This is a genomic window from Pseudomonas sp. Bc-h, from assembly GCF_002080045.1.
In the GTDB taxonomy this organism is placed as follows: Bacteria; Pseudomonadota; Gammaproteobacteria; order Pseudomonadales; family Pseudomonadaceae; genus Aquipseudomonas.
In genome coordinates, this window is sequence record NZ_MUIN01000008.1 from 34,703 (window position 1) to 59,674 (window position 24,972).

Here is a 24,972-nt window from a genome sequence, read left to right on the forward strand (position 1 = left end):
CTCAGCTAATTCGGGCAGGCAATCGGAGGTTACTCCTCAAACAACGCATCCAGCGCCTGATCGAGCCGGGTCACGGCAATCACGGTCAGGCCAGGCGGAGATTCCTTCGGCGCGTTGCCCTTGGGCACGATCGCGCGTTTGAAGCCGTGCTTGGCCGCTTCTTTCAAGCGTTCCTGACCGCTGGGCACCGGACGCACTTCGCCTGACAGGCCCACTTCCCCGAACACCAACAGATCACCCGGCAATGCCCGATTGCGCAGGCTGGACATCACGGCGGCCATCAGCGCCAGGTCTGACGCGGTCTCCAGCACCTTCACCCCGCCGACCACGTTGAGGAACACGTCCTGATCGTGAGTCGGAATGCCGCCGTGCCTATGCAGTACCGCCAGCAGCATTGCCAGACGGTTCTGATCCAGACCCAGCGTAACGCGGCGAGGGTTGGACAGATGACTGTCATCCACCAGCGCCTGAACCTCGACCAGCATGGGCCGGGTGCCTTCCCACGTCGCCATGACCACGCTGCCCGCAACAGCTTCCTGTGCGCGGGTCAGAAAAATCGCAGAAGGGTTGGAGACTTCTTTCAGGCCCTTGTCGGTCATGCCGAACACCCCTAGTTCGTTGACCGCGCCGAAACGGTTTTTCACCGCCCGCAACAAACGCAGACGACCGTCCGACTCCCCCTCGAAGTACAACACGGTGTCGACCATGTGTTCGAGCACGCGCGGGCCGGCCAAAGCGCCTTCCTTGGTCACGTGGCCGACCAGGAAGATCGCCGTGCCGCTCTGCTTGGCGTACCGCACCAGCAACGCAGCGCTCTCACGAACCTGCGATACGCCGCCCGGCGCCGATTGCAGTTGTTCGGTGAAAATCGTCTGGATCGAGTCGATCACCATGACTTTCGGCTGCTCGACCCGCGCGGTGGCGATGATGCTTTCGATGCAGGTCTCGGTCATCACCCGCAGTTTGTCCTGCGGCAACCCCAGGCGACGGGCGCGCATTGCCACTTGCTGTTGGGATTCTTCGCCGGTGACGTACAGCGCCGGCATGCGTTCAGCGATGGCGCAGAGGGTCTGCAAAAGAATGGTCGATTTGCCGATGCCGGGGTCGCCACCGATCAGCACCACTGAGCCGTCGACAAGGCCGCCGCCAAGCACGCGGTCAAGTTCCGCGGAGTTGGTGGAGAAGCGCGGGATCTCTTCGACGCTGACTTCGGCCAGGGTCTTGATCTGCGCCTGCTGGCCGGTCCAGCCCGCACGACCGCTGGGGGCCGCCGCTCCGCCGCTTTCGATGACCGTCTCTACCAGGGTGTTCCAGGCGCCGCATTCGCCGCATTGCCCGGCCCATTTGGGAAAGGTCGCGCCGCACTCGGTGCAGCCATACATGCGTTTGGCCTTGGCCATGAAACCCCCGCCGCAAAAAAGGGGGAATCATACCCCATGGCTCAAACGCCTGCGTGTGCGGGCAAGCAGGACCACCCTTTTGCGTGATTCGATAAAACTAACCCGCCCTGAGCCGGTCGATTGCATGGATTACGCGAGATGCGTGTAGCTGACATACACTGCATCCACCACCCTCATCTGTAACAAAGGAATACACCATGAGCGTACTAAGCGAGTTCAAAGCCTTTGCCGTCAAAGGGAACGTGGTCGACATGGCCGTCGGTATCATCATTGGCGCGGCATTCGGCAAGATCGTTTCGTCGTTCGTCGGCGATGTAATCATGCCGCCCCTGGGGCTGCTGATTGGCGGCGTGGACTTCAGTGATCTGGCAATCACCCTCAGAGGCGCAGAGGGAACGGCACCGGCGGTGGTACTGGCGTACGGCAAGTTCATTCAGACCGTGATCGACTTCATCATCGTGGCATTCGCGATCTTCATGGGCGTCAAGGCGATCAACCGCCTGAAGCGCGAAGAGGCCAAGGCCCCGACCGTCCCACCGGTTCCAACCCCGCAGGAAACCCTGCTGGCCGAAATCCGCGACCTGTTGAAAGAGCAGAACAGCAAGCCTGCTGCGCCAATCCAGGTGAATCCGGATCGTTTGGTCTGAGCGGCAGCTTGGCTGTCGGCACCGTTTGTGAAGTGCTGACGCAGCCCCAGTGGGAGGAAGCTTGCGCGCGAATGCGCCGGGTCATTGAAATGACATTGGCAGACACACCGCAATCGCGAGCAAGCGCCCTCCCACAGGTGATGATTTGCCGGCATGGCAGTTTCCGTCCTACCAATAATTCTCCACCGCCACCTGCCCCGGTTTGCGGGTCAGGGCCAGGCGCATGTCGCGGGTTTTGAGCAGTGCTCGGGTGTCGTCGATCATCTGTGGATTGCCGCAGATCATCACCCGCGAATGCTCCGGCGTCAGTTCCACACCTGCAGCCTTTTCCAGCGCACCGTTTTCGATCAGCGTGGTGATCCGGCCGTGCAGCGCGCCCGGATGTTCCTCACGGGTGACGGTAGCAATGAACTGAAACTTGTGCGCGTATTCGGCCAGGTACTCACGCTGGGTCAGGTCGGCGATCAGTTCCTGATAGGCCAGTTCCTGCGCTTCACGAACGCTGTACACCAGGATGATCCGCTCGAATTTCTCCCACACCTCGAAGTCCTGCAGAATCGACAGAAACGGGGCCACGCCTGTGCCTGTGGATAACATCCACAGATCGCGGCCATCGGTGAAGCGGTCCAGCGTCAGATAACCCACCGCCTGCTTTTCCACCATCAACGTGTCGCCCTCGCGCAAGCGGCTCAGCTCGCTGGTGAACTCCCCTCCCGGCACCACGATGGAGAAGAATTCGAGAAACTCGTCGAAGGGCGAAGACACCACCGAATAGGCCCGCCAGACCGTGCTGCCATCCGCCTTGGTGACGCCCAGCCGCGCAAACTGCCCTGCCGTAAAACGGAAACCCGGATCGCGGGTAGTGCGCAACGTGAACAGGCTTGGGGTAAGGGGAGTGACGTCCAGCAGCGTTTGCCGGGTGAACTTCTCTGCACTGGCAGTCATGGGGCGCTCCTGGCTCCTGTCGCTTGATCGAGGGCTAAGTCTCCCGCAAAAGTGCCGCAATAAACACCGTGGGTTTGTAGTGGTATCTCTCAAGGGAAGGTCAAGAAATCTGGTCGTTTTTAGAGCGTTTCGCGATTGGGCTTATCGCGATTGGACACAGGACAAAGGCCGCCAGCTTTTTAAAACCCTGAATACAATCACTTTTTCACGAAACCGGCTCTCGGCCATACGCTGTTCTCGTCGCTCGCGCCTGGCCGCCGGCAAACCGCAAAACGCGTTTTGTTCCTAGACTTCAATCAAAACGACAGTTGATTGAAATCAAGCACGGAGGCTTGTCATGGAACATCAGACACTGAACCTGCCAGAGGTCACAGATGGCATTCCTCTCGCAACCAGGGAACTGACGATTCGTGAAGTGGAAGTGCTCAAATGGTCCGCAGAGGGCAAGACCGCCGCTGAAGTGGCGATGATTCTGGATTTGAAGCTGCGAACGGTAAACTTCCACATCAGTAGCGCGATTCGCAAGATGGGCGTGACCAACAAGACATCCGCAGTAGTGAGAGCGGCACTCAACGGGGTATTCCAGGTGTAAAGATACCGGGGCAAAAAGCTCAGGTGCGAAACACCGAAAAACACGTAAAATCGCTGGTTTCGTGAGTCCGGTTGCAACGGCGCTTACATGACATCCGCCGAGCGCCTGAACGCGTCGCCAACGAATGGAAATACCCTGCACATGCCCCTGCTGACCACGCCTTTCGCCGAGCTCGACCTGATTCGCCAGCCGGAGCAGTCGGATGAACCGCTGCAGGCATTCGATGCCGCCGACGAGTACCTGCTCAATCACGTCGCCGAACACGGGCTGACGCTGCAGACCCGCGTGCTGATTCTCAATGACAGCTTCGGCGCACTGGCAGCCAGCCTGGCGCCGCATGCCGCGGTCACCAGCAGCACCGATTCGTTTTTGGCGGTGCAGGGCCTGGAGAAGAATCTGGCGCGCAACGGCCAAGCCTACGATGCCGTGCCGGTGATCCCCGCCAGCGAAGCGCTGACCGGGCCGTTCGACTGGGTGCTGATCCGCGTGCCGAAAACCCTGGCACTCCTGGAAGAGCAACTGATCCGCCTGCAAGGCCAACTGGCACCCGGCGCGAAAGTCGTTGCAGCCGGCATGATCAAACACCTGCCACGTTCGGCGGGCGAACTCCTGGAAGAGTACATCGGCCCGATTCAGGCCTCGTTGGCGGTCAAAAAAGCACGCCTGTTGTTCTGTACCCCTGAAGTCAAAACCTTTCAGCCATCGCCCTTCCCCACTCGCTACACGCTGGACGAGCCGAAGATCGAACTGATCAATCACGCCAATGTGTTCTGCCGCGACGGCCTGGACATCGGCACTCGCGCGTTCCTGCCGCATCTGCCGAAGAGCCTGGGGACGGCGCGGGTAGCGGATCTGGGCTGCGGCAACGGCGTGTTGGCAATTGCCAGCGCGCTGGCCAACCCCGATGCGCAGTACACGCTGGTGGACGAGTCGTTCATGGCGGTGCAATCGGCTCAGGAAAACTGGCAGCTTGCGCTGGGTGACCGCGAAGCTGTAATCCGTGCGGGTGATGGGCTGGCGGGTCAAGAACCCGATTCACTTGACGTGGTGCTGTGCAATCCGCCTTTCCATCAGCAGCAAGTGGTGGGGGATTTTCTGGCGTGGCGGATGTTCCAGCAGGCTCGCTCTGCGCTGGTGACGGGCGGCGCGCTGTACATCGTAGGGAACCGGCATTTGGGCTATCACTCCAAACTGTCGCGGCTGTTCCGGGGTGTGGAGCAAGTGGCAGCGACGCCGAAGTTCGTGATTCTCAAGGCCCGCAAATAAGCGACATCCCTGTAGCAGTTCGGCTTGCCGGCAGTGGCGTCCTCAAGATCGCTTCCACCGGCAAGCCGGACGGCTACAGGGATCTGTGCTGAAATCAGGAAGTCGTACACGCAAAAACCCGCCGAAGCGGGGTTTTTTGTTCAAAAAACACTCAATGCGTCTTCATCCCGGCCGCTGTCATGAACATGCGCAGCAAGCTGGCGACGATGAACAGCGCAAACACACTCCCCGCCCAGATGACCACTAGCCAGCCGAGACGCTGCCAGAGCGGTTTCTTCTGCGCAGGATCTTCGTCGTGAAAAGATTCTTTGCCGGACATCGCTAAACCCTCTCTTCTCGAAAAAGGCCCCGACTGCACGCCGGGACCGATGGCGACTAGTGGTAACCGTCCTCGTGGGTAACCTTGCCGCGGAACACGTAGTAGCTCCAGAAGGTGTAACCCAGAATGAACGGGATGATGAACAGCGTGCCGACCAGAATGAAGCCCTGGCTTTGCGGTGGCGAAGCGGCATCCCAGATCGATATCGCGGGCGGGATGATGTTCGGCCACAGGCTGATACCCAGACCGCTGTAGCCGAGGAATATCAGCACCAGCGTCAGCAGGAACGGCGTGTAATGCGCATTGCGCTCCACCGCTTTGAACAGCCCGTACATGGTCACCAGAACCAATGCAGGCACCGGCATGAACCAGAACAGGTTCGGGATGCTGAACCAGCGGTCAGCGATGTCCTGATGCGCCAGCGGCGTCCACAGGCTGACGATGCCCATCACCACCAGCGTGACAAGCGCCAGTGGCCGCGCCAGATCATGCATGGCCTTCTGCAAGTCGCCTTCGGTTTTCATGATCAGCCAGGTGCAGCCGAGCAAGGCGTACGCCACGATGAGCGCCAGGCCGCAGAACAGCGAGAACGGTGTCAGCCAGTCCAGCCCGCCCCCCGCGTAAGCGCGGTTGACCACCGGAATGCCGTCGATGTAAGCACCCAGCGCCACGCCCTGGAAGAAGGTCGCCACCAGCGAGCCGCCGATGAACGCCTTGTCCCAAAGATGGCGCTTGGCATCGGTGGCCTTGAAGCGGAACTCGAACGCCACGCCGCGAAAAATCAGCCCGATCAGCATGAAGATCAGCGGCAGATACAGCGCTTCGAGCACCACCGAATACGCCAGCGGGAACGCCCCGAACAATCCGGCACCGCCCAGTACCAACCAGGTTTCGTTGCCGTCCCACACGGGGGCGACAGTATTCATCATCACGTCACGGTCAGTCTTGTCCTTCATGAAAGGAAACAGAATCCCGATACCGAGATCGAAGCCGTCCATGATGACGTACATCATGATGCCGAAGATGATGATCACGGCCCAGATCAATGGCAGATCGATACCCATGGCTCAATTCCCCTCAGTCAGGCGGTCTTTACGATCATCGGTGCTGCTTTCATCCGCAGCGGAGAGAGGGCGTGCCGGCGTGCGTTTCTGACCTGGCCCGCCGTGAGTCGTATCGGCGCCCTCGTGGGTTTTCGGACCTTTGCGAACCAGACGCATCATGTAGCCGAAGCCTGCTCCGAACAGCATGAAATAGACCACGACGAACAGCACCAGCGTCAGGCTCATTTGTTCGACACTGTGATTGGACGATGCATTGGCCGTGCGCATCAGCCCGTAAACCACCCAGGGCTGACGCCCGATCTCAGTGGTAAACCACCCCGCCAGCAACGCGATCAGCCCCGAGGGTCCCATGCACATGACGAGGGTAAGAAACAGCCGGTTGCTGTAGAGATTTCCGCGCCAACGTAGCCAGGCACTCCACAAACCGGTCGCGATCATCAGCAAGCCAAGCGCAACCATGATCCGAAACGACCAGAAAATGATGGTTGAGTTGGGTCGGTCTTCTGGGGGAAAGGACTTCAATGCCGGGATCTGCTTGTCCAGACTGTGCGTCAATATCAAGCTTCCCAGATACGGGATTTCTACTGCGTATTTTGTTCTCTCCTCTTTCATGTCCGGCCAACCGAACAGAATCAGCGGAGTGGGTTCGTCCCCTACGTTTTCCCAGTGACCTTCGATCGCAGCAATTTTCGCAGGCTGGTGCTCCAGGGTGTTCAGACCATGGGCGTCGCCTACCATGGCCTGAATCGGCGCAACGATCAGCGCCATCCACATCGCCATCGACAACATCCGCCGAATCGCAGGATTATCGCGACCGCGCAGCAGGTGCCAAGCCGCCGATGCACCGACGAAAAACGCTGTGGCCACGAACGCGGCAATGGCCATGTGAGTAAGACGGTAGGGGAACGAGGGATTGAAGATCACGGCAAACCAGTCGACCGGAATAACGCGGCCATCGACGATTTCGTAACCTTGCGGCGTATGCATCCAACTGTTCGAAGCCAGAATCCAGAAGGTAGAAATCAGCGTGCCAACTGCCACCATAACGGTCGAAAAAAAGTGCAAACCTCGACCCACGCGGTTCCAGCCAAACAGCATGACCCCCAGGAAACCCGCCTCCAGGAAGAAGGCAGTCAGCACCTCATAAGTCAGCAGCGGACCGGTGATCGCGCCGGCGAAGTCGGAGAATCGGCTCCAGTTGGTGCCGAATTCGTACGCCATGACCAGACCGGAGACCACGCCCATGCCGAAGTTCACGGCAAAAATCTTCGACCAGAAATGGTAAAGATCGCGGTAGGTGTTGTCGTGAGTCTTGAGCCACAGGCCTTCGAGCACCGCGAGAAAACTCGCCAGACCGATGGTGATGGCAGGGAACAGGATGTGAAATGAAACAGTGAACGCGAACTGAATTCGGGCGAGATCGAGTGCCTCTAAACCGAACATAGGTCTTCCTCTATCAGGTGGTACCGGCTGCAGACCCGGGGCCTTCAGCGACTGCCCCCACGGTGTATTGAGTACGAGGTATTGCGTTTGTTCTTTTTAGTTTCGCGCTCGGGCCCCATAAGCAAAAAAGGCGACGCGGGAGTTGTGTCAAGCCGACAGATCAATCAAAACCAACCGCAGAATTGATGCAGATCAACCGACGTTGAAAGAGTAGTCCCATTTCGGCACATGCTCCGCGTGGTCTTTTGTCGCGTGGCGAGTTGCCTCACCCCTTGATGCAGAGCAGTTGGCTCGAAACCGGATCAGAGGGATCGCATTGGCGGGGGAAAGACTTCTCAGAGGCCGGCTCTCAGAAGGAAGCCCTGCGGGTGTCAGAGCGTTATGCGCAGGAACCCGAGCAGCGCCGTGACCAGTCGTCGGTAAAGCGCATCCACTTCCGGCACCAGGCCTTTGCCGCGCAGGCTGCCGTGCACCAGACCAGGACCGGGATCGAACTCGGTCGAAACGCCCGCCTCGCGCAGTGCCCGTTCATAGCAGACCCCATCGTCGCGCAATGGGTCGAACTGCGCCACGGCGATGAACGCAGGGGCCAACCCGCGAAAATCCTTGGCGTTGAGCGGCATTGCGTAGGGCGAGTGCTCGTCCTCTGGCAGGTAAAGCTGCCGATAGAGGTCCAGATCTGCGGTACTGAGCAAGGGTGCATCGAAACATTCCCTGCGTGAAGGCAGATCGTCGGCACCGCCAAGTCCGGGATAGACCAGCGCCTGCCCAACCGGCTGCCGCTCGCCGGCCTCGCGCAAGGCCAGACACAAGGCAGCCGCCAGGTTGCCTCCCGCGCTATCCCCGGCCACGGCTATTCGCCGAGGGTCGATATCCAGCCGCAGTGCCTGAATCTGCAGGGCATGCCAGACCTCAAGACAGTCGTCGAAGCCTGCCGGGAACGGGTGTTCCGGCGCCAATCGGTAGTCGATGGCGATCACCACCGCGTTGAGATCAACCGCCAGCGCCGCGGTGAGAAAATCGTGAGAATCCAGATCGCCAACCACCCAACCGCCGCCGTGCAGGTAAACCACGCAGGGCGCCGGGTGTTCCAGGGACAGGCGACGTGGGCGATAACTGCGCACCGCGACACCGGCCAGACTGAAATCCTTGACCTCGAGTTGCGGTGGGCGAGCGGGTGTGAAGGCTTCGCACATACGCGAATAAGAGCGACGCTGGTCAGCGATTTCCAGCGAGTCGACGCTGAAACTAAGGGTTTTGCCGATGAATTGAGCCATTTCTGGCGAGAGGGGGTAACGCATTCCTGTACTCCCATCAACCCGTCTCAAATCGCTGATATGGCCAACGACGAACACCTGTCGCAGTCCGGCTTGCCGGCGGTGGCGATCTCAATGACGCCACATGATCGGCACCATCATCTGACTTTCCTGAGCGGCCGTGAACTTCAGGTTGGTCATCAGCTTATTCACGTTCGGGCAACGGGTCGCGTAATCCGGGGCGGTTACCACCGATACCGTCGCAGCGCCTTCGCCCGGGCCGAACACGTCTTCGCTGCCAGTGAGGTAGGCGATCTTCATGTTGATGTTCATCGGGTGCGGGGTCCAGCCGACGAATACCACCCACTCGTTACGCTTGGTGACGCGTTGCACGGCGGCGAGCATGCCCGCTTCACCCGATTCCACCAACTGGAAGCCACCGAGACCGAACTGGTTCTTCTCGATCATGCCCTTGATGTTGGCGTTGGCGCCCGTGCCAGGCTCGATACCGTAGATCTTGCCGCCTAGCTTGTCCTTGAATTTGGCGATGTCGGCGAAGGTTTTCAGCCCGCCGTCGGCCACGTATTGCGGCACGGCCAGGGTCGCCTGGGCGTCGTTCATGCTTGGAGTGTCGAATACCTTGACCTGGTTGGCGGCCACGAAGGGGGCGATGTTCTTGTCCATCGCCGGTTTCCAGTAACCGAGGAAGACGTCGAGGCGGTCATCACGCAGGCCACCGAAAACGATCTGTTGGGCAGCACTGGTCTGTTTGACGTCGTAACCCATGTTCTGCAGGAGTACTTCGGCGACCGCGCTGGTGGCGATCACGTCGGTCCAGTTGACCACACCCATCCGCACGCTCTGACACTTGGCCGGCTCGGCGGCCATCAAGGCGGTACTGCTCAGCATCAACACACCGCAGCTGATCTGACGAATAAATCTCTTCATGCGTGCTCCTCGGGTCGGCTCGTTATTTTATTCAGCTCTTTTCGGCAGCTTTTCAAGGCTTAAAGACCCACGGCAGTTCGAATGCTGCCGCGTTGACGCAAATTACGCAGCAGCACCTTCCACGAAGCGCACCAGCGCGACCTGTGGTTGCACTGGGGCGACATTGGCTGAGGAGGCTACGAGGAAGAATACATTTCGTGGGAGGGACCTTGCTCGCGAAGGCGGGCTGTCAATCAATGCCGAGGCATTCAGACGGCCATTATTTCGCGAGCAAGCTTCCTCCCACGCCCCGGGGTTGGCCGACAGAAGGCGCTGGGCCATCAAAGCGAAGGCTTACAACACCTTATCCAGCGTGATCGGCAGTTCCCGGACCCGCTTGCCGGTGGCATGGTAGATGGCATTGGCGATCGCCGACGCCACACCCACGATGCCGATTTCGCCGACACCCTTGGAGCCGAGTTCGTTGACGATCTCGTCGTTCTCTTCGACAAACACCACATCGATGTCGCCGATGTCCGCGTTCACCGGGATGTGGTACTCGGCCAGGCTGTGATTCATGAAGCGCCCCAGATGATGGTCCGTGAGGGTTTCCTCCTGTAACGCCTGGCTGATACCCCAGACCACACCACCGAGAATCTGGCTGCGCGCAGTCTTGGGATTGACCACTCGCCCCGCCGCCACGGCACTCACCACCCGATTGACCCGGATCGTGCCCAGATCCTCATCCACCAGCACTTCGACGAACACCGCAGAATGCGTGGCTGTGGCATAGCCCTCGCGCTTCTTGTCCGGCTCGGCGTCGATGCGCACGTCCAGCACGTCATGGGACGACTCACGCACGATGTCGGCATAGGCAAATCGTTGCCCGCGAATGTGCAGGTAACCATCGCCGAATCCGACTTCCTCCATGTCCACTACCGCAAATTCCGCATGAGCCATGCGCACAGCATCCAACAGTTTGGTGCGCAGTCCCCGGCAGGCTTGCTGCACAGCGGTTCCGACCGAGGACACCGTGAACGAACCGCCTTGCAACGGTGCAGTCGGCAGCGAGCTGTCCCCTAACACGAAATGGATATCCTGCGGCATCACGCCCAGTGCCTCGGCAGCGATCTGGGTCATGACCGTGTAAGTGCCGGTGCCGATATCCGTGGTCGCGCTGGTCACCGTGATTTTGCCGTCGCTGTCGATACTGGCCTTCGCGCTGGCTTTCATCTGCATGGCTTCCCAGACGCCACCCGCCATACCCCAACCGACCAGTTGATGGCCATTACGCATGCTGCGCGGTTCGGGATTGCGCTTGTCCCAGCCAAACCGTTCGGCGCCCTGTTGATAACAGGCGCGCAGCTCCTTGCTGGAATAAGGCTTGTCTTCGTTGCCATTGCGCTCGGCAAAGTTGGTCAGGCGCAGCTGCACCGGATCGATGCCAGCGGCGCAGGCCAGTTCGTCCAGCGCGCACTCCAGGCCGACCATGCCCGAGGTCGCGCCCGGCGCGCGCATGTCCAGTGGCGTGTAGACGTCCAGCGGCGCAAGCTTGTAGGTGAGCTGCACCTTGTCGCATTGATAGAGCATGCCGCTCCACTCCACGACGTGCTCGGTGAAGTCCTCGAAGCGCGAAGTCTGGCCGATCACATCGTGCCCCACGGCCGTCAGCCGCCCCTCGGCATCAGCACCCAGACGCAGTCGCTGCAATGTGTTGGGGCGGTAGCCGAAGGTGAACATCTGTTGGCGTGTCAGGGTTACGCGAACCGAGCGCTTGAGCTGCAACGCCGCCATGACAGCCAGCGGTAGCTGGTACTGCGGCCGCAACCCTGAACCAAAAGCCCCGCCGACGAACGCCGCGAGAATGCGGATCTTCTCCTTCTCAAGGCCGAACACGTTGTGCAGGTAGTCCTGACAGTTCTGCGTGCCCTGGGTTTTGTCATGGATCTCGAGGCTGCCGTCATCCTGATAAAGAACGGTCGAGGCATGAGGCTCCATCGGGTTGTGATGTTCGTTCGGCGTGCTGTATCGGGCGTCGACGGTGAAAGCAGCTTTGGAAAAACCTGTCTGAAAGTCGCCACGAGGTTTGGGGGTTTCAGCGGGCGCGGTGTGGGCCTCATCTTGAGCGGCGGTCAGATCGGTCTGGTGGGCATCGACTTCATACTCGATGTTCACCAGCGAACCCGCATAACGCGCCAGTTCCAGCGTATCGGCAACGACCAGCGCCAACGGCTGACCGCTGTACAGCACCTTGTCGTTATACAGCGGCCGAAACGGCGAGCCTTTCGCCGAATCGGCGTCCTCGTAATCCTTGTCGTAACTGGCGACATGGGGCCGGTTGGTATGGTCGATCACCGCAACCACGCCCGGCACCTGCAAGGCTTGAGTGGTATCAATGCTTACGATTCGTCCGCAAGCGATGGTGCTGGACACCACGCTGCCATGCAGCAGCCCGGTTTGCGGGTATTCACCGGCGTAACGTGCCTGACCCGTGACCTTCAGATGACCGTCGACGCGATCCAGCGGTTGGCCTACGGGTGAAACCTTGCCGGTCGGGGATATTTTCGCGTTCATCAGACGTTCCCTCCTACAGCGGCGTCGCTCAGCGCACGAACAATCGCGCGCTGGGCCAGCTTGATTTTGAAAGCGTTGTGCGCGAGCGGCCTGGCGTCTCTGAGCATGGCATCGGCAGCGGCAACGAAACTCTCCCGAGAGACCGGTTTGCCTTTGAGCGATTCCTCGACGGCTTTGTCACGCCAAGGCTTGTGCGCCACACCGCCCAAGGCCAAACGCACGTCACGAATAATGTCGCCATCAAGTTCCAGCGCCGCCGCCACTGATACCAACGCAAAAGCGTACGACGCGCGATCCCGAATCTTCAGATAGTGGCTGTGGGAAACGAATCCGGCGGGTGGCAGCTCGATGGCGGTGATCAGCTCATCATCGGCCAACTGGTTGTCGCGCTGCGGTGAATCTTCCGGCAGACGATGAAAGTCGGCGAATTCGATGCTGCGCTTCCCTGCCCTTCCTTCTACATGCACCACCGCATCCAGGGCTGCGAGCGCCACGCACATGTCAGAAGGATGCGTCGCGACGCAATCGTCACTGGCGCCGAGAATGGCGTGAATCCGGTTCAGGCCGGTTTTTGCCGGGCAACCGCTCCCCGGCTCGCGCTTGTTGCAGGGCATGGCCGAGTCGTAGAAGTAATAACACCGAGTGCGCTGCAGCAGGTTGCCACCGGTACTGGCCATGTTGCGCAGTTGGGGTGAAGCACCCGCAAGGATGGCTTGGGACAACAGCGGATAGCGCGCTTCGATCATCGGATGCCACGCGAGATCGGCGTTGCTCACCAGCGCACCGATCAGCAGCCCGCCGCTCGGCGTTTCCTCTATGTCTTTCAGGGGCAGCCCGGTGATATCGATCAGGTGCTCCGGGCGATCGATATTTTCTTTCATCAGGTCAAGAAGGTTCGTACCGCCGGCGATGAAGCGACTGGCCGCACCGGCCAGATTGATCGCCTGACTGACCTCGACAGGCTTGCTGTAATTGAATGGATTCATGCCTGACGCCCTCCGTCCTTGGTCGCCGACTGTGGCAACGCTTCCTCCACCGCCGCGAGGATATTGCTGTAGGCACCGCAGCGGCACAGATTGCCACTCATCAGCTCTTTGATTTCGTCAGCCGTGCGAGCGCGCCCTTCATTTGCCAACCCCACAGCCGAGCAGATCTGCCCTGGTGTGCAATACCCGCATTGGAAGGCGTCGTGCTTGATGAACGCCTGCTGCATCGGGTGCAGGACATCGCCTTCGGCCAGCCCTTCGATGGTGGTCAGTTCGGCGCCATCGCACATGACCGCCAGCGTCAGGCAGGCATTGATGCGCTTGCCGTCGCGCAAGACGGTGCAGGCCCCGCACTGGCCGTGGTCACAGCCTTTTTTGGTACCCACCAGATCCAGCTGCTCGCGCAGCACGTCCAGCAACGTGGCCCAAGGTTGCACATTCAACTGCCTGGTTTGGCCGTTCAGGGTCAGAGCGATGGCATGCTCCGCGAATTCCTTCAGGTTCGTCGCGCTCATGGATAGCCTCACGGTAGGTATTTGATCAGCGCAGTCGATCTGCGTCTCTAGGGGTAGAGACTTACGTGTTTTGCCAAACGTTCAGGGTTTGTGATGAGCGTGTGTCGCCGCAGCAGTGCACTCGCCATTGACGCCAATCCGGACAATTGCAATCAAGCGACCAGCACCAGGCGCCATCGGGCAAAGCTGCTGGTATGATGCGCGGCTTTTTGCGACTGGCAGAATTTGTGCAGGCTGTTTCGGCAGGCTGTGCTTTGCTCTTCTAGTCGATTCAATTCATGGCGCGGGACGCCAAAGGAAGCCATACATGCTGGAGCGGCTGTTTCAACTCAAGGCACATGACACCAATGTGCGCACGGAAATCCTGGCCGGGGTCACGACGTTCCTGGCGATGGCCTACATCCTGTTCGTCAATCCGAGCATTCTCGGCGCGACCGGCATGGACAAGGGCGCCATCTTCGTCGCCACCTGCCTTGCAGCCGCCATTGGCTCCACGGTCATGGGCCTGATCGCCAACTACCCGATTGCGCTGGCACCGGGCATGGGCCTGAACGCCTTCTTCACCTACACCGTGGTCCTGCACATGGGCCACACCTGGCAAGTGGCGCTGGGTGCGGTGTTCATCTCTGCCGTGATGTTCTTCCTGCTGTCGATCTTTCGCATTCGCGAATGGATCATCAACAGCATCCCGCTGCCGCTGCGCTCGGCGATTGCCGCCGGTATCGGCCTGTTTCTGGCGCTGATCGCGCTGCACAACGCGGAAATCGTCGTCAGCAACCCGGCCACCATGGTCGGTCTGGGCGACCTGGCCAAGCCCGCACCGGTTCTCGCTGCACTCGGCTTCGCCCTGATCGTGGCGCTGGAAGCCCTGAAAGTGCGCGGCGCGGTGCTGATCGGCATTCTGGCGGTGACCATCGTCTCCATCCTGATGGGCTTCTCGCCGTTTGGCGGCGTGGTCTCGATGCCACCTTCGCTCGCCCCGACCTTCCTGCAACTGGACATCGCCGGTGCGCTGAACATCGGTCTGGTCAGCGTGATCTTCTCCTTCCTGTTCGTTGACCTGTTCGATAACTCCGGCACGCTGATCGGCGTTGCCAAGCGCGCAGGGCTGATGGGCAAGGACGGCCACATGCCGAAAATGGGCCGTGCGCTGATCGCTGACAGTACCGCCGCCATGGCCGGCTCGCTGCTCGGCACCTCGACCACCACCAGCTACATCGAATCGGCAGCCGGCGTGAGTGCCGGTGGCCGCACAGGCCTGACGGCCATCGTGGTCGCCGTGCTGTTCCTGCTGGCGCTGTTCTTCGCACCGTTGGCAGGCAGCGTCCCGGCGTTCGCCACCGCGCCGGCCCTGCTGTTCGTGGCCGTGCTGATGACCTCGGGCCTGGCGGAAATCAACTGGGACGACATCACTGAAGCGGCGCCTGTGGTACTCACCGCGCTGGCGATGCCGTTCACCTACTCCATCGCCAACGGCATCGCTTTTGGCTTCATTTCCTGGACAGTGATCAAGCTTCTGTCGGGCCGTGGCCGTGAGCTGAATTCGGCGCTGGTCATCCTGTCGATCCTGTTCGTGATCAAGCTGGGCTTCTATCCATGAGTTCTACGTTCGACCCTGCGAGCTACAGCCTTCAGCTCGACGAAAAAGCCGAGCGGCTGCGCGAGCTGCTCAAACCGTTCGACGCCCCCGAGCCTCAGGTATTCGACTCCCCGCGCGAGCATTACCGCCTGCGTGCCGAGTTCCGCCTGTGGCGCGACGACGGCAAGCGTCACTACGCGATGTTCACGCCGGGCGACAAGTACACGCCGATCCTGATCAACGACTTCCCCATCGCCAGCAAGCAGATCAACGCGCTGATGCCGGTACTGCGGGATCGTTGGGAAGCCAGCAAGACGCTCAACCACAAGCTGTTTCAGGTTGACTTCCTGACCACGCTGGCCGGCGACGGCATGATTACCCTGTGCTACCACCGCCCGCTGGATGACGCCTGGATGCTGGAAGCCGAGCAACTGGCGGCGGACTTGAAGGTCAGCGTCATCGGTCGCTCCAAAGGTCAGCGGCTGGTGATCGGTCGCGACTACGTGACCGAAGAGCTGGAAGTGGCCGGTCGCACCTTCAGCTATCGCCAGCCGGAAGGCGCCTTCACTCAGCCCAACGGCACCGTGAACCAGAAAATGCTGAGCTGGGCTTACGAGGCACTGGGCGATCGAGAAGACGATCTGCTCGAGTTGTACTGCGGCAACGGCAACTTCACGCTGCCGCTGGCCACCCGCGTGCGCAAGGTTCTGGCGACCGAGATCAGCAAGACTTCGGTCAATGCCGCGCTGAGCAATCTGGCGGACAACGCTGTGGACAACGTGTCGTTGGTGCGGCTGTCGGCAGAAGAGCTGACCGAGGCGCTGAACGACGTACGCCCGTTCCGTCGTCTGGCCGGTGTCGACCTCAAGAGCTATGACTTCGGTAGCGTTTTTGTCGATCCTCCGCGAGCCGGCATGGACCCCGACACCTGCGAGCTGACCCGCCGCTTCGAGCGCATCCTGTACATCTCCTGCAACCCGGAAACCCTGGCCGCCAACATCGCCCAACTGTACGACACCCATCGGGTCGAGCGCTGCGCGCTGTTCGACCAGTTTCCGTATACGCATCACATGGAATCGGGTGTGCTGCTGGTTCGTCGCTGATATCGCGCTTTGCCTTAGCACGACTTGCCGGCGGTGGCGTTTCCAGCCACCCTCGGCAATCAGCGCGCACAAATCCTGAAGCACAACGCGGCATGCCTGTTGGCCTGATATTCCCTAAGATCGCCCTTCATTTCAAAAAGGACGTTCTTATGAAAAACCTACTCGCCCCGTTTCTTGCCGGCCTGGTCCTGACGCTCGGCAGCACCAGCGCCATCGCTGGCAAGCCAGTGCCCAAGACGCTGGTCTCGCTACCCGCAGCACAACTTGATTGGCAGGATGTTCCCGGCACCAACGGCGCGGTCAGCTATGCCAACACCCAGGGGAATATCCTCAGCGACGGTAAGGGCTTCTACTCAGCCTTCGTCAAGTTCAAGTCGGGCACTGACAACGGCCTGCACAAACACACTCAGGCACTGCCGACCGTCGTACTCGCCGGGACTTTCTACGCCAATATCAACGGCACCCGTACCGAGTATCCGGCTGGTTCCTACTACAAACTGCCCGCCAAGCTTGCCCATGAAAGTGGCTGTGCCACGGGGGATGATTGCCTGCTGTTCCAGTATCAGGACAACAACTTCGATCTGGTGCCGGTCAAGTAATATCCAGACTCCTGACCAATCAACGCGAGAGGGGCCTGATCACCCCCTCTCACAGGCGCAACTACAACCTGAAGTCCTGCAACTTCTGCATGATCAATCGGCACATACTCCACCATTCATCATTAAATTTCTGACAGTAAGAGGCATATACCTCCTTACAGGTGTATAACATTCGGCCGTCTTTCGCTTCGATGGATGTCCTGCCTTGAGTTCCGAATCGCCCGCTTCGCCCTCCGAATCTTCCTCTGAAAGCGTGCTGCGCCAGCCCGGCTTCTTTGAGTTTCTGACCGCCCGCCTCGCCGCCGTATTTGCCATGCAAATTCAGGCCGTGGTGGTTGCCTGGCAGGTCTATGACATGACCCGCAGCCCGATATCGCTTGCGTATGTGGGCCTCGCTCAGTTCATTCCGATGTTGCTGTTGCTGATGCCCGCGGGCGACCTGATCGACCGTTACGACCGCAAGCTGATCCTGACCATCAGCTGGACCGTGCAAGCGGTATGCAGCCTGACGCTCATGCTGATTTCCGTCACTCATCACCAGGACACACGCCTGATCTACGCCACCCTGGCGTTGTTCGGCTGTGCGCGAGCCTTCACCGGGCCCGCGCTGCAAAGCCTGTTGCCGCAAGTCGTAGCCCGGGAAAAACTCGCCTCGGCCATCGCCACCAACAGCATGATCATGCGCATTGCCACCATCGCCGGGCCTCTGGTGGGCGGCGGGCTCTACGCGTTGGGCGGCGGCGGTCTGACCTACTCGGTGTGCATGGCCAGCTTCATCGCAGCGGTGCTGTTGCTGATTCGGGTGCCAGTGCTGTACGCGGGCAAGAAACAGATTCTTGAATCCACAGCCTGGAAACGCTTCACCGCTGGTATCGCCTTCATTCGCTCGCGACCCATCATTCTCGGCACCATCTCTCTGGACCTGTTCGCGGTGCTGCTGGGCGGCGTGGTGGCCTTGCTGCCGATCTATGCTCACGAAGTGCTGCATCTGGGGCCACAAGGGCTCGGCGCGTTGCGCAGCGCGATGAGTCTCGGCGAAGTGGGTACCGGTCTCTATCTGAGCGTGCGCCCATTCGACCGCAACGTCGGCATGGTGATGTTCATCGCCGTGGCCGTATTTGGACTGGCGAACCTGGTGTTCGCCTTGTCGACACTGTTCTGGCTCTCATTGCTGGCGCTGATGATCGCGGGCGCGGCGGACATGGTCAGCGTCTACATCCGTTCGACATTGGTGCAATTCTCCACGCCGGATGACATGCGCGGGCGAGTGAACGCGGTGAACATGCTGTTCATCGGCTCGTCCAACGAACTGGGCGAATTCCGCGCAGGCAGTAGCGCCGCACTCTGGGGCGCAGTGCCTGCGGCGGTCATCGGCGGGCTGTGTACGTTGGGCGTAGTCGGCACCTGGATGTGGGGCTTCAAGGCGTTGCGCCAGGTGAACCACTTTGCCGATGCATCGCCTGCCGAGGTGACCGAGAAGCAGACGGCGCGCGTTTGATCCAGTGATCGTTCCCACGCTTTGACCGTCCACACGCAGAGCGTGGGAACGATCAGGTGAACCTTGACCTGCAGCGCATAGCTTAAAGAGCCTTGATCTGACCGATTGCCACAGCACGCGGGCCTTCGCCGATGCCGTTTTCCAGCGGCGCGCCAAACGCATCGAGGCTGATCTGGAAGCGGTCGCCGGGCTGGGTTTTCACGCCATCGGCGAACGACAGGGTCGCAGTTCCGAAGTAATGAATGTGCACATCGCCTGGACGCAGGAACTGCGCGTACTTGAAGTGGTGGTATTCCAGGTTCGCCAGGCTGTGGCACATGTTGTCTTCGCCGCTGAGAAATTCCTTCTCCCAGATCACCTCGCCGTTGCGCTTGATCCGGCTCATCCCGGCCAGATGACGCGGCAGTTCGCCGACGCGCAATTCCGGACCGTAGGCGCAGTAACGCAGTTTGGAATGCGCGAGATACAGGTAGTTGCGGCGCTCCATGACGTGGTCGGAAAACTCGTTGCCCAGCGCGTAACCCAGACGATATGGCTGGCCGTCGTCGCCAATGACGTAGAGGCCGGTCAGCTCGGGTTCTTCGCCTGCGTCCTCTGCGAACGCAGGCACAGGGAAGTCCGCTCCCGGACGTACAACGATGCTGCCATCGCCTTTGTAGAACCACTCCGGTTGCGCGCCGACCTGACCTTGCGCAGGTTTGCCGCCTTCGATGCCCCACTTGAAGATCTTCATGGTGTCGGTCATGCCGGCTTCGACCTGACCGTCGTGCTGGTGCATCTTGTCCCGCGCCGAAGCGCTGCCCAGGTGGGTCAGGCCCGTGCCGCTGATCAGGCAGTGCGCAGGGTCTTCGTGATCCAGTGGAGGGAGGATCTGGCCGCTCTCCAGCAGGCCGGCGTAATCAGGACCGGGTTCGGTGCCGCGGCGTTGGACTTCATCTTGCAGGCTGTGTTTCGCGTGAATCGCGGCAAGGGCCAGCTCACGGGTGCTTGCGGTGTTGCAAATGACGTTGACCTGCGAGCCATCGACGACGCCGACCTGGCGCTGTCCGTGGCTGTTTTCGAATTGAATCAGGCGCATTGGGCTGAATCTCCAAGACTATGGGCCGTCAGGTGAGGACGGCGCTGCTGCGGCCGCACGTTGTTTAAAGACCGGTAGGGAATCTGTGGGAGGGAGCTTGCTCGCGAAAGGCCGGTACATGCGGCACATCTCCATCGAGCCAGCCACCCCCTATGCGAGCAAGCTCCCTCCCACGGTCGAAAGGCGATGCCTGAAAAATCACTCGATAATGTTGAACTCGCTCAGGTATTCATCGGAGATTTCCAGCCCCAGGCCCGGTTTGTTGTCGTCCAGCTGGATATAGCCAGTGACCGGTTGTGGCTCGCCCTTGAACACGTAGTAAAAGAGTTCGTTGCCGACTTCGACATCGAACACCGGGAAGAACTCGGCCATCGGCGAAGCGGTGGTGGACATGGTCAGGTGGTAGTTGTGCATCTGGCCGGCGTGAGGGATGACCGGCACCGACCAGGCTTCGGCCATGGCGTTGATCTTGCGTGCCGCGGTGATGCCGCCGACGCGGTTAGTGTCGTACTGGATCACGTCGACCGCACGGCGTTCGAGCATGTCCTTGAAGCCGTAGGAAGTGAATTCGTGCTCGCCGCCGGAGATCGGCATGATGCCCATCTTCTTCAGCTCGATGTAGCCTTCCAGGTCGTCGGCGATCACCGGCTCTTCCAGCCAGCGCGGTTCGAATTCGGCCAGCTTCGGCAACATGCGGCGGGCGTATTCCAGGGTCCAGCCCATGTAGCACTCGAGCATGATGTCGACGTCGGGACCGGCCAGTTCACGCAGCGCACGAACCTGCTCGATGTTGCGCCGCATGCCCGCCGGGCCGTCTTTCGGGCCGTAGCCGAAGCGCATTTTCAGCGCGGTAAAGCCCTGGCTCAGATAGCCCTGAGCCTCTTCCAGGAACAGGTCCAGGTTGTCGTTGGCATAGAGCTTGGAGGCGTAGGTCCAGATCTTTTCTTTGGTACGGCCACCGAGCAGCTTGAACACCGGCTTGTTGACCGCCTTGCCCATGATGTCCCAAATGGCGATATCGATGGCCGAGATGGCCGCCATGCCGATGCCTTTACGGCCCCAGGCGTGGCTCTGGCGGTACATCTTCTGCCAGATGTATTCGTTGTCGAACGGGTCTTCGCCGATGGCGATGGGGGCCAGATAGGTGTCGATGATTTCCTTGGCCACGCGCGGCGCCAGAGCGCAGTTACCGATGCCGACGATGCCGTTGTCGGTCTCGACTTCAACCACCAGCCAACCGTGGAAACGGAAGGAGCCCATGGCATCCCCACGCTCGAACAGAATGTCGCTGGCGTTGGTGCAGAAATGCGCCTGCGGTGGAACGACCTTGCCTTTCCATTCGAATACGCGGGTACGGATTGCCTTGATTTTCATGAGTAACGTTCCCTATGAACTTCTTGTAGTTGTTGTTCGAACGTCGCCGCAGAGCGCTGCGTCGTGTTTCGATGAGCAGATTTAGCCAGCGGCGACCGGGATCGGCTAATCACTTATGCGTATCCAGTGATAGCTCCAGGTGATCGCTCATCAAGGAGATCTGCGCGTGGAGTTATAGGAAAAAGACGGCAGATTGTGGAACGATCAACCCGGTCCCAAGAGCGACACGGTATTTGTGGGAGGGAGCTTGCTCGCACAATCAAGCGCGTCTTCCCATCCGCCAAAATCGCAGGCAAAAAAAACCGCAGAGCTCTGATCCAGCGCTCTGCGGCAAAACGTGGCCGGTTAGAAACCGGATAAAACGTCAAGCCATCACACGTTGCTCTGCCCCATGCGACAGCCGATCTCGAACGCCTGGCGAATCGCGCCGACGTTGGCCTTTCCCTGCCCTGCAATATCGAAGGCCGTGCCGTGCGCCGGCGTGGTGATCGGAATCGGCAAGCCGCCCTGCACCGTCACGCCTCGAGAGAAGCCCATCAGCTTGATCGCGATCTGGCCCTGGTCGTGGTACATCGTCACTACCGCGTCGAAGGCATTGGCGTCGCCCTGCACTTTCAGGAAAATCGTGTCTCCCGGATACGGCCCGTCGGCATTCATGCCCTGCGCCTGCGCGGTTTTCACCGCCGGGCCGATGATGTCGATTTCCTCGCGCCCGAACGAGCCGTTGTCACCATTGTGCGGGTTCAAGCCGCAGACACCGATGCGCGGCGCCTTCAGGCCGTTGCGCTTGAGCGCCGTGTCGATCAGCCGAATCGCTTCGATCACCCGCTGCTGACTCAGCATCCCCGGCACCGCCGACAACGCCACGTGAGACGTCACCCGCGAGGTCCACAGATTGTCCATCACGTTGAATTCGCAGAACGGCCCGCTGAAACCCAGCAGCTCGGCGAACCAGTGCAGTTCGTCGTTGTGATCCATGCCCGCCATGTGCAGCGAGGTCTTGTTCAGCGGCCCGAACAGCACCGAGTTGGTCACTTTGGCGGCCGTCAGCTCAACCGCAATCTTCAACGTATCGAGGCAGTAGCGGCCACCGATAGCGCTGGCCTCGCTGCGTGGAAATTCGCCCACGGCATCGCCGCGAAAGTTATAGAACAGCGGGGTGTCGTCGCTGAAATCCAGCGTGTCCAGTGAATCGATCTGACGATACGGGAACGAGACGCCCGCGATGTCCATGCCTCGACGCATTTCAGCTTCGTCAGCGATCAGCAGGACATGGGCCTGACTGCGCACTTTTTCGTCGCTGAGCAGACGTGCGATCAATTCCGGGCCGATGCCCGCCGGGTCACCGAGTACCATCGCAAATCGGGTTTTGTTCATGCCTGACTCCTCATCTGTTCTGGCCACGGACCTGCCGCGGCGCACGGCTCGCAGCGATAGATACGCTGCGCATTGCTGTAGAAAAGACGCTCCTGATCGGCGTGCGGCAGATCACGAACGATGTGTTTGAAACCGCTGTAGATGTCATCGAACGAGCCACACAGGCTGTCGACCGGGAAGTTGCTGGCAAACATCGCGCGCTCTGTGCCGAACATGGCGACGATCTCGCGCACGATCCAGGCGTTGTCGGCAGCCCTCCAGCGTCTGCCGCGAAGGCCGAGCCCGGAAATCTTCACCACGACGTTGGGCTGATCGGCGAGTTTCGCCATTGCCGCGTGCCAGCCTGCCAGGCCTTCGACGCTACGATCCGACGGCAGTCCGGCATGGTTGAGAATCAACGGGGTCTCAGGAAAATCCCGCGCCAGCAACTCGGCCTCGGGCAAATTCCACCATGGCGTCTGCAGGTCGAACCGCAGGCCCAGGTCGTGCAAGGCCGCGTAACTGCGCCGCCAGTGATCATCAGTCATCAACGTGCGATGCTCGCCCACTTCTTCAGGCGATGCAGGGCCGCCGGGTTTGTGTCGCACGCTGCGTACGCTGGCGAACAGGGCCTGTTCGGCGAGCACCGCGATGGCGTCTGGATGATCGAGCCAGGCCTGAGCCACCACCGCGTTGGGCACGCCATACCGGGCGGCGATCTGCTCGATGAATCGGGTCTCGCCAATCGGGTCGCTCGGGTTCCATTCGGTCTCGACGTAAACCGTCTGCACCACGTTGTGCTCGCCGGCATCGGCGAAGTAGTCGGCAGGCAGATAGCGCCGTTTGATCGCCGAGTAATCACCGTAGCGGAACGGTATATTTGCACCCTGCGCAAGCCACGGATGGTAGTTGGCTTGCGGATCCCAAAAGTGGTGATGGGCGTCGACAATCGGGCCGTTGTACAACTCATCAGCCATGGTTCACCTCACGCTGGCCATCGAGACCGATCAGCAAGGTTGCGAGGACGAACAACGCCGCGCAGCCAGCGAAGAAGGCCAGCACCGCACCAAAACCGCCGAAGTACTGCAGGATCAACCCCACCAGAATCGGTACGAAGATGCCGCCGATGCTGCCCGCCAGGTTCATCACGCCACCAATCAGACCGACGCGGGCCGGGGCCGCGAGCAACGCCGGGAAGCTCCAGTACAGGCTGCCCCACATCAGGAAGAACGCAGTCATCGCCAACAGCGCAACGGCGGCAATCGGATCACTCAGTTGCGGCAACAGCAGCAACGCGCCCAAGGCGATCACACCAGAAAACGTCAGCAGCCCCTTGACCGCCACGCCACGGCGCACGCCCTTGCGGATCAAACCATCGCAGAGGAAACCGCCGGTCAACGAACCCAGCGAGCCACAGATAAAGATCACGAACGTCGCGAAGCCGATGCCCTTGATGTCGAAACCCCGCGCCTGCGCCAGATAGCTCGGGCCCCAGGTCAGCAGACCGAAATACACCATCGCCCAGGTGGAGCGCCCGACCATCAAACCGGTGAGCGAACGGGCGGCGATACCCAGGCCCTTGACCTTGGCCCGGGCGGCTTCGGCAGCCGGCGTTTCACGGCCTGCGTTGATCTTCGCAAGCTCCGCCTCGTTGACCTGCGGATGCACCGAAGGATCGTCACGCAGATAGCGCCACGACACCCAGCCCAACAGCAGCGTCGCGACACCGGCGATGACGAAGGCCGAGCGCCAGGAGTCCAGCGAGACGATGAGGTACGCGATGATCAAACCACCGAGCGCCACGCCCAACGGGCTGCCGCTGTCCATCATCACCGCGCCACGGCTGCGCTCACTCGGCGCCAGCCACAGGGAAATCAGCTTGCCCCCGGACGGGAACAACGGAGCTTCTGCTGCACCGAGGAACATCCGCGCAAACAACAGCGAAGCACCCCCAGTAGCGAACCCCGCCAACACCTGAAACGTACCCCACAGCCCGGTTGACCAAGTGATCACCCGACGCGGCCCGAAACGGTCAATCATCCAGCCGCCTGGGATCTGCAACAGCGCATACGCCCAGAAGAAACTGCTGAGAATCAGACCCTGCATCGCAGGCGACAACGTGAATTCCTTGGCAATGGTCGGCATCGCGATCGACAGCGAAACGCGGTCGATGAGGTTGACCATGGTCAGCACGAAGATGATTGCGAAGATGCGCCAGCGCACGGTACTGGCCCTGGTCGCGCTGGCAACGCTGGAAACGGGAGGGGCATACGGTTCACCTGTCGCGGACAGGTGCACGTCGACGCTGCTGCGAGCCATGGGTGCGTACCTCGGTGTTGTTGTTTTTATTGTTGGCGTTCTTCTGCGAGAACACCCGTCGTGGCCGTCACTATCGAAGGCGCAGCGATAACCGTCTAATCAAAACTGGAAATACGGTGATAGCTGGAGGAT

At 60.4% G+C, this 24,972-nt stretch carries 21 protein-coding genes and 1 pseudogene; 7 read left to right on the top strand and 15 right to left on the bottom strand.

Annotation, left to right across the window (positions count from 1 at the left end; genetic code table 11):
* Positions 1-29: 29 nt before the first annotated feature.
* Positions 30-1,400, bottom strand: coding sequence for a DNA repair protein RadA (gene radA, locus BWR59_RS15355; protein WP_062390018.1), 1,371 nt, complete (start codon positions 1,398-1,400; stop codon positions 30-32).
* A gap of 197 nt (positions 1,401-1,597) precedes the next feature.
* On the opposite strand from radA, the gene mscL reads away from it, so the two are divergent.
* Positions 1,598-2,047 (top strand): large-conductance mechanosensitive channel protein MscL, encoded by a 450-nt coding sequence (gene mscL / locus BWR59_RS15360; RefSeq protein ID WP_081566500.1) that lies wholly within the window; start codon positions 1,598-1,600, stop codon positions 2,045-2,047.
* Positions 2,048-2,215: 168 nt separating this feature from the next.
* Here mscL and BWR59_RS15365 read toward each other — a convergent pair whose 3' ends face one another.
* Complete coding sequence (locus BWR59_RS15365; protein ID WP_081566501.1) at positions 2,216-2,992, bottom strand: ferredoxin--NADP reductase; 777 nt, start codon at positions 2,990-2,992, stop codon at positions 2,216-2,218.
* 337 nt (positions 2,993-3,329) lie between these two features.
* On the opposite strand from BWR59_RS15365, the gene BWR59_RS15370 reads away from it, so the two are divergent.
* Together BWR59_RS15370 and BWR59_RS15375 are read left to right on the top strand one after the other, a co-directional pair.
* A complete protein-coding gene (locus BWR59_RS15370) occupies positions 3,330-3,584 on the top strand; it encodes a helix-turn-helix transcriptional regulator (RefSeq protein WP_081566502.1) in 255 nt (84 codons plus the stop codon).
* A 141-nt stretch (positions 3,585-3,725) separates the two neighbouring features.
* Positions 3,726-4,850: a class I SAM-dependent methyltransferase gene (locus BWR59_RS15375; RefSeq protein WP_081566503.1), complete on the top strand. Its 1,125-nt coding sequence runs from the start codon at positions 3,726-3,728 to the stop codon at positions 4,848-4,850.
* Positions 4,851-5,001: 151 nt separating this feature from the next.
* Here BWR59_RS15375 and BWR59_RS15380 read toward each other — a convergent pair whose 3' ends face one another.
* The 8 genes and pseudogenes from BWR59_RS15380 to BWR59_RS15415 all read right to left on the bottom strand — a co-directional run bounded on the left by BWR59_RS15380 (position 5,002) and on the right by BWR59_RS15415 (position 13,934).
* Positions 5,002-5,169: a DUF2474 domain-containing protein gene (locus BWR59_RS15380; RefSeq protein ID WP_081566504.1), complete on the bottom strand. Its 168-nt coding sequence runs from the start codon at positions 5,167-5,169 to the stop codon at positions 5,002-5,004.
* A gap of 56 nt (positions 5,170-5,225) precedes the next feature.
* Positions 5,226-6,233, bottom strand: coding sequence for a cytochrome d ubiquinol oxidase subunit II (gene cydB, locus BWR59_RS15385; RefSeq protein WP_081566505.1), 1,008 nt, complete (start codon positions 6,231-6,233; stop codon positions 5,226-5,228).
* Positions 6,234-6,236: 3 nt separating this feature from the next.
* Positions 6,237-7,676, bottom strand: coding sequence for a cytochrome ubiquinol oxidase subunit I (locus BWR59_RS15390; protein ID WP_081566506.1), 1,440 nt, complete (start codon positions 7,674-7,676; stop codon positions 6,237-6,239).
* 371 nt (positions 7,677-8,047) lie between these two features.
* Positions 8,048-8,977, bottom strand: a complete 930-nt coding sequence (locus tag BWR59_RS15395) for an alpha/beta hydrolase (RefSeq protein ID WP_081566507.1) — start codon at positions 8,975-8,977, stop codon at positions 8,048-8,050.
* An 18-nt stretch (positions 8,978-8,995) separates the two neighbouring features.
* Positions 8,996-9,880 (bottom strand): annotated as a pseudogene (locus BWR59_RS15400) (glycine betaine ABC transporter substrate-binding protein); the annotation flags it as partial.
* A 333-nt stretch (positions 9,881-10,213) separates the two neighbouring features.
* The gene (locus tag BWR59_RS15405; RefSeq protein WP_081566509.1) at positions 10,214-12,433 is read right to left on the bottom strand and encodes a xanthine dehydrogenase family protein molybdopterin-binding subunit; all 2,220 of its coding nucleotides are present in this window, start codon (positions 12,431-12,433) and stop codon (positions 10,214-10,216) included.
* Positions 12,433-13,419 (bottom strand): xanthine dehydrogenase family protein subunit M, encoded by a 987-nt coding sequence (locus tag BWR59_RS15410; RefSeq protein ID WP_081566510.1) that lies wholly within the window; start codon positions 13,417-13,419, stop codon positions 12,433-12,435. Before BWR59_RS15410 ends, BWR59_RS15405 begins: the two co-directional genes overlap by 1 nt.
* The gene (locus tag BWR59_RS15415) at positions 13,416-13,934 is read right to left on the bottom strand and encodes a (2Fe-2S)-binding protein (protein ID WP_081566511.1); all 519 of its coding nucleotides are present in this window, start codon (positions 13,932-13,934) and stop codon (positions 13,416-13,418) included. The genes BWR59_RS15410 and BWR59_RS15415 overlap by 4 nt, the downstream gene beginning before the upstream one ends.
* Before the next feature lie 307 nt (positions 13,935-14,241).
* On the opposite strand from BWR59_RS15415, the gene BWR59_RS15420 reads away from it, so the two are divergent.
* From BWR59_RS15420 to BWR59_RS15435, 4 genes are all read left to right on the top strand, one after another.
* The gene (locus BWR59_RS15420) at positions 14,242-15,534 is read left to right on the top strand and encodes an NCS2 family permease (RefSeq protein ID WP_081566512.1); all 1,293 of its coding nucleotides are present in this window, start codon (positions 14,242-14,244) and stop codon (positions 15,532-15,534) included.
* Positions 15,531-16,616: a tRNA (uridine(54)-C5)-methyltransferase TrmA gene (gene trmA, locus BWR59_RS15425; protein ID WP_081566513.1), complete on the top strand. Its 1,086-nt coding sequence runs from the start codon at positions 15,531-15,533 to the stop codon at positions 16,614-16,616. The genes BWR59_RS15420 and trmA overlap by 4 nt, the downstream gene beginning before the upstream one ends.
* Before the next feature lie 149 nt (positions 16,617-16,765).
* Complete coding sequence (locus BWR59_RS15430) at positions 16,766-17,215, top strand: cupin domain-containing protein (RefSeq protein ID WP_081566514.1); 450 nt, start codon at positions 16,766-16,768, stop codon at positions 17,213-17,215.
* 205 nt (positions 17,216-17,420) lie between these two features.
* On the top strand, positions 17,421-18,713 hold the full coding sequence (locus BWR59_RS15435; protein ID WP_081566515.1) for an MFS transporter: 1,293 nt from the start codon (positions 17,421-17,423) through the stop codon (positions 18,711-18,713).
* Positions 18,714-18,795: 82 nt separating this feature from the next.
* Here BWR59_RS15435 and araD1 read toward each other — a convergent pair whose 3' ends face one another.
* The 5 genes from araD1 to BWR59_RS15460 all read right to left on the bottom strand — a co-directional run bounded on the left by araD1 (position 18,796) and on the right by BWR59_RS15460 (position 24,840).
* Positions 18,796-19,791 carry an AraD1 family protein gene (gene araD1 / locus BWR59_RS15440; protein ID WP_081566516.1) on the bottom strand — a complete coding sequence of 332 codons (996 nt, stop codon included), beginning with the start codon at positions 19,789-19,791 and terminating at the stop codon, positions 18,796-18,798.
* Between the two features lie 198 nt (positions 19,792-19,989).
* Positions 19,990-21,165 carry an L-rhamnonate dehydratase gene (locus BWR59_RS15445; RefSeq protein WP_081566517.1) on the bottom strand — a complete coding sequence of 392 codons (1,176 nt, stop codon included), beginning with the start codon at positions 21,163-21,165 and terminating at the stop codon, positions 19,990-19,992.
* Between the two features lie 372 nt (positions 21,166-21,537).
* A complete protein-coding gene (locus tag BWR59_RS15450) occupies positions 21,538-22,542 on the bottom strand; it encodes a 4-hydroxythreonine-4-phosphate dehydrogenase PdxA (RefSeq protein ID WP_081566518.1) in 1,005 nt (334 codons plus the stop codon).
* The gene (locus tag BWR59_RS15455; protein ID WP_081566519.1) at positions 22,539-23,498 is read right to left on the bottom strand and encodes an amidohydrolase; all 960 of its coding nucleotides are present in this window, start codon (positions 23,496-23,498) and stop codon (positions 22,539-22,541) included. The genes BWR59_RS15450 and BWR59_RS15455 overlap by 4 nt, the downstream gene beginning before the upstream one ends.
* Complete coding sequence (locus tag BWR59_RS15460; RefSeq protein ID WP_081566520.1) at positions 23,491-24,840, bottom strand: MFS transporter; 1,350 nt, start codon at positions 24,838-24,840, stop codon at positions 23,491-23,493. Before BWR59_RS15460 ends, BWR59_RS15455 begins: the two co-directional genes overlap by 8 nt.
* Between the last annotated feature and the right edge of the window lie 132 nt (positions 24,841-24,972).

Coding starts and splice junctions, on each gene's coding strand:
- radA (WP_062390018.1), bottom strand. CDS start 1,400: ATGGCCAAGGCCAAACGCATGTATGGCTGCACCGAGTGCGGCGCGACC.
- mscL (WP_081566500.1), top strand. CDS start 1,598: ATGAGCGTACTAAGCGAGTTCAAAGCCTTTGCCGTCAAAGGGAACGTG.
- BWR59_RS15365 (WP_081566501.1), bottom strand. CDS start 2,992: ATGACTGCCAGTGCAGAGAAGTTCACCCGGCAAACGCTGCTGGACGTC.
- BWR59_RS15370 (WP_081566502.1), top strand. CDS start 3,330: ATGGAACATCAGACACTGAACCTGCCAGAGGTCACAGATGGCATTCCT.
- BWR59_RS15375 (WP_081566503.1), top strand. CDS start 3,726: ATGCCCCTGCTGACCACGCCTTTCGCCGAGCTCGACCTGATTCGCCAG.
- BWR59_RS15380 (WP_081566504.1), bottom strand. CDS start 5,169: ATGTCCGGCAAAGAATCTTTTCACGACGAAGATCCTGCGCAGAAGAAA.
- cydB (WP_081566505.1), bottom strand. CDS start 6,233: ATGGGTATCGATCTGCCATTGATCTGGGCCGTGATCATCATCTTCGGC.
- BWR59_RS15390 (WP_081566506.1), bottom strand. CDS start 7,676: ATGTTCGGTTTAGAGGCACTCGATCTCGCCCGAATTCAGTTCGCGTTC.
- BWR59_RS15395 (WP_081566507.1), bottom strand. CDS start 8,977: ATGCGTTACCCCCTCTCGCCAGAAATGGCTCAATTCATCGGCAAAACC.
- BWR59_RS15405 (WP_081566509.1), bottom strand. CDS start 12,433: ATGAACGCGAAAATATCCCCGACCGGCAAGGTTTCACCCGTAGGCCAA.
- BWR59_RS15410 (WP_081566510.1), bottom strand. CDS start 13,419: ATGAATCCATTCAATTACAGCAAGCCTGTCGAGGTCAGTCAGGCGATC.
- BWR59_RS15415 (WP_081566511.1), bottom strand. CDS start 13,934: ATGAGCGCGACGAACCTGAAGGAATTCGCGGAGCATGCCATCGCTCTG.
- BWR59_RS15420 (WP_081566512.1), top strand. CDS start 14,242: ATGCTGGAGCGGCTGTTTCAACTCAAGGCACATGACACCAATGTGCGC.
- trmA (WP_081566513.1), top strand. CDS start 15,531: ATGAGTTCTACGTTCGACCCTGCGAGCTACAGCCTTCAGCTCGACGAA.
- BWR59_RS15430 (WP_081566514.1), top strand. CDS start 16,766: ATGAAAAACCTACTCGCCCCGTTTCTTGCCGGCCTGGTCCTGACGCTC.
- araD1 (WP_081566516.1), bottom strand. CDS start 19,791: ATGCGCCTGATTCAATTCGAAAACAGCCACGGACAGCGCCAGGTCGGC.
- BWR59_RS15445 (WP_081566517.1), bottom strand. CDS start 21,165: ATGAAAATCAAGGCAATCCGTACCCGCGTATTCGAATGGAAAGGCAAG.
- BWR59_RS15450 (WP_081566518.1), bottom strand. CDS start 22,542: ATGAACAAAACCCGATTTGCGATGGTACTCGGTGACCCGGCGGGCATC.
- BWR59_RS15455 (WP_081566519.1), bottom strand. CDS start 23,498: ATGGCTGATGAGTTGTACAACGGCCCGATTGTCGACGCCCATCACCAC.
- BWR59_RS15460 (WP_081566520.1), bottom strand. CDS start 24,840: ATGGCTCGCAGCAGCGTCGACGTGCACCTGTCCGCGACAGGTGAACCG.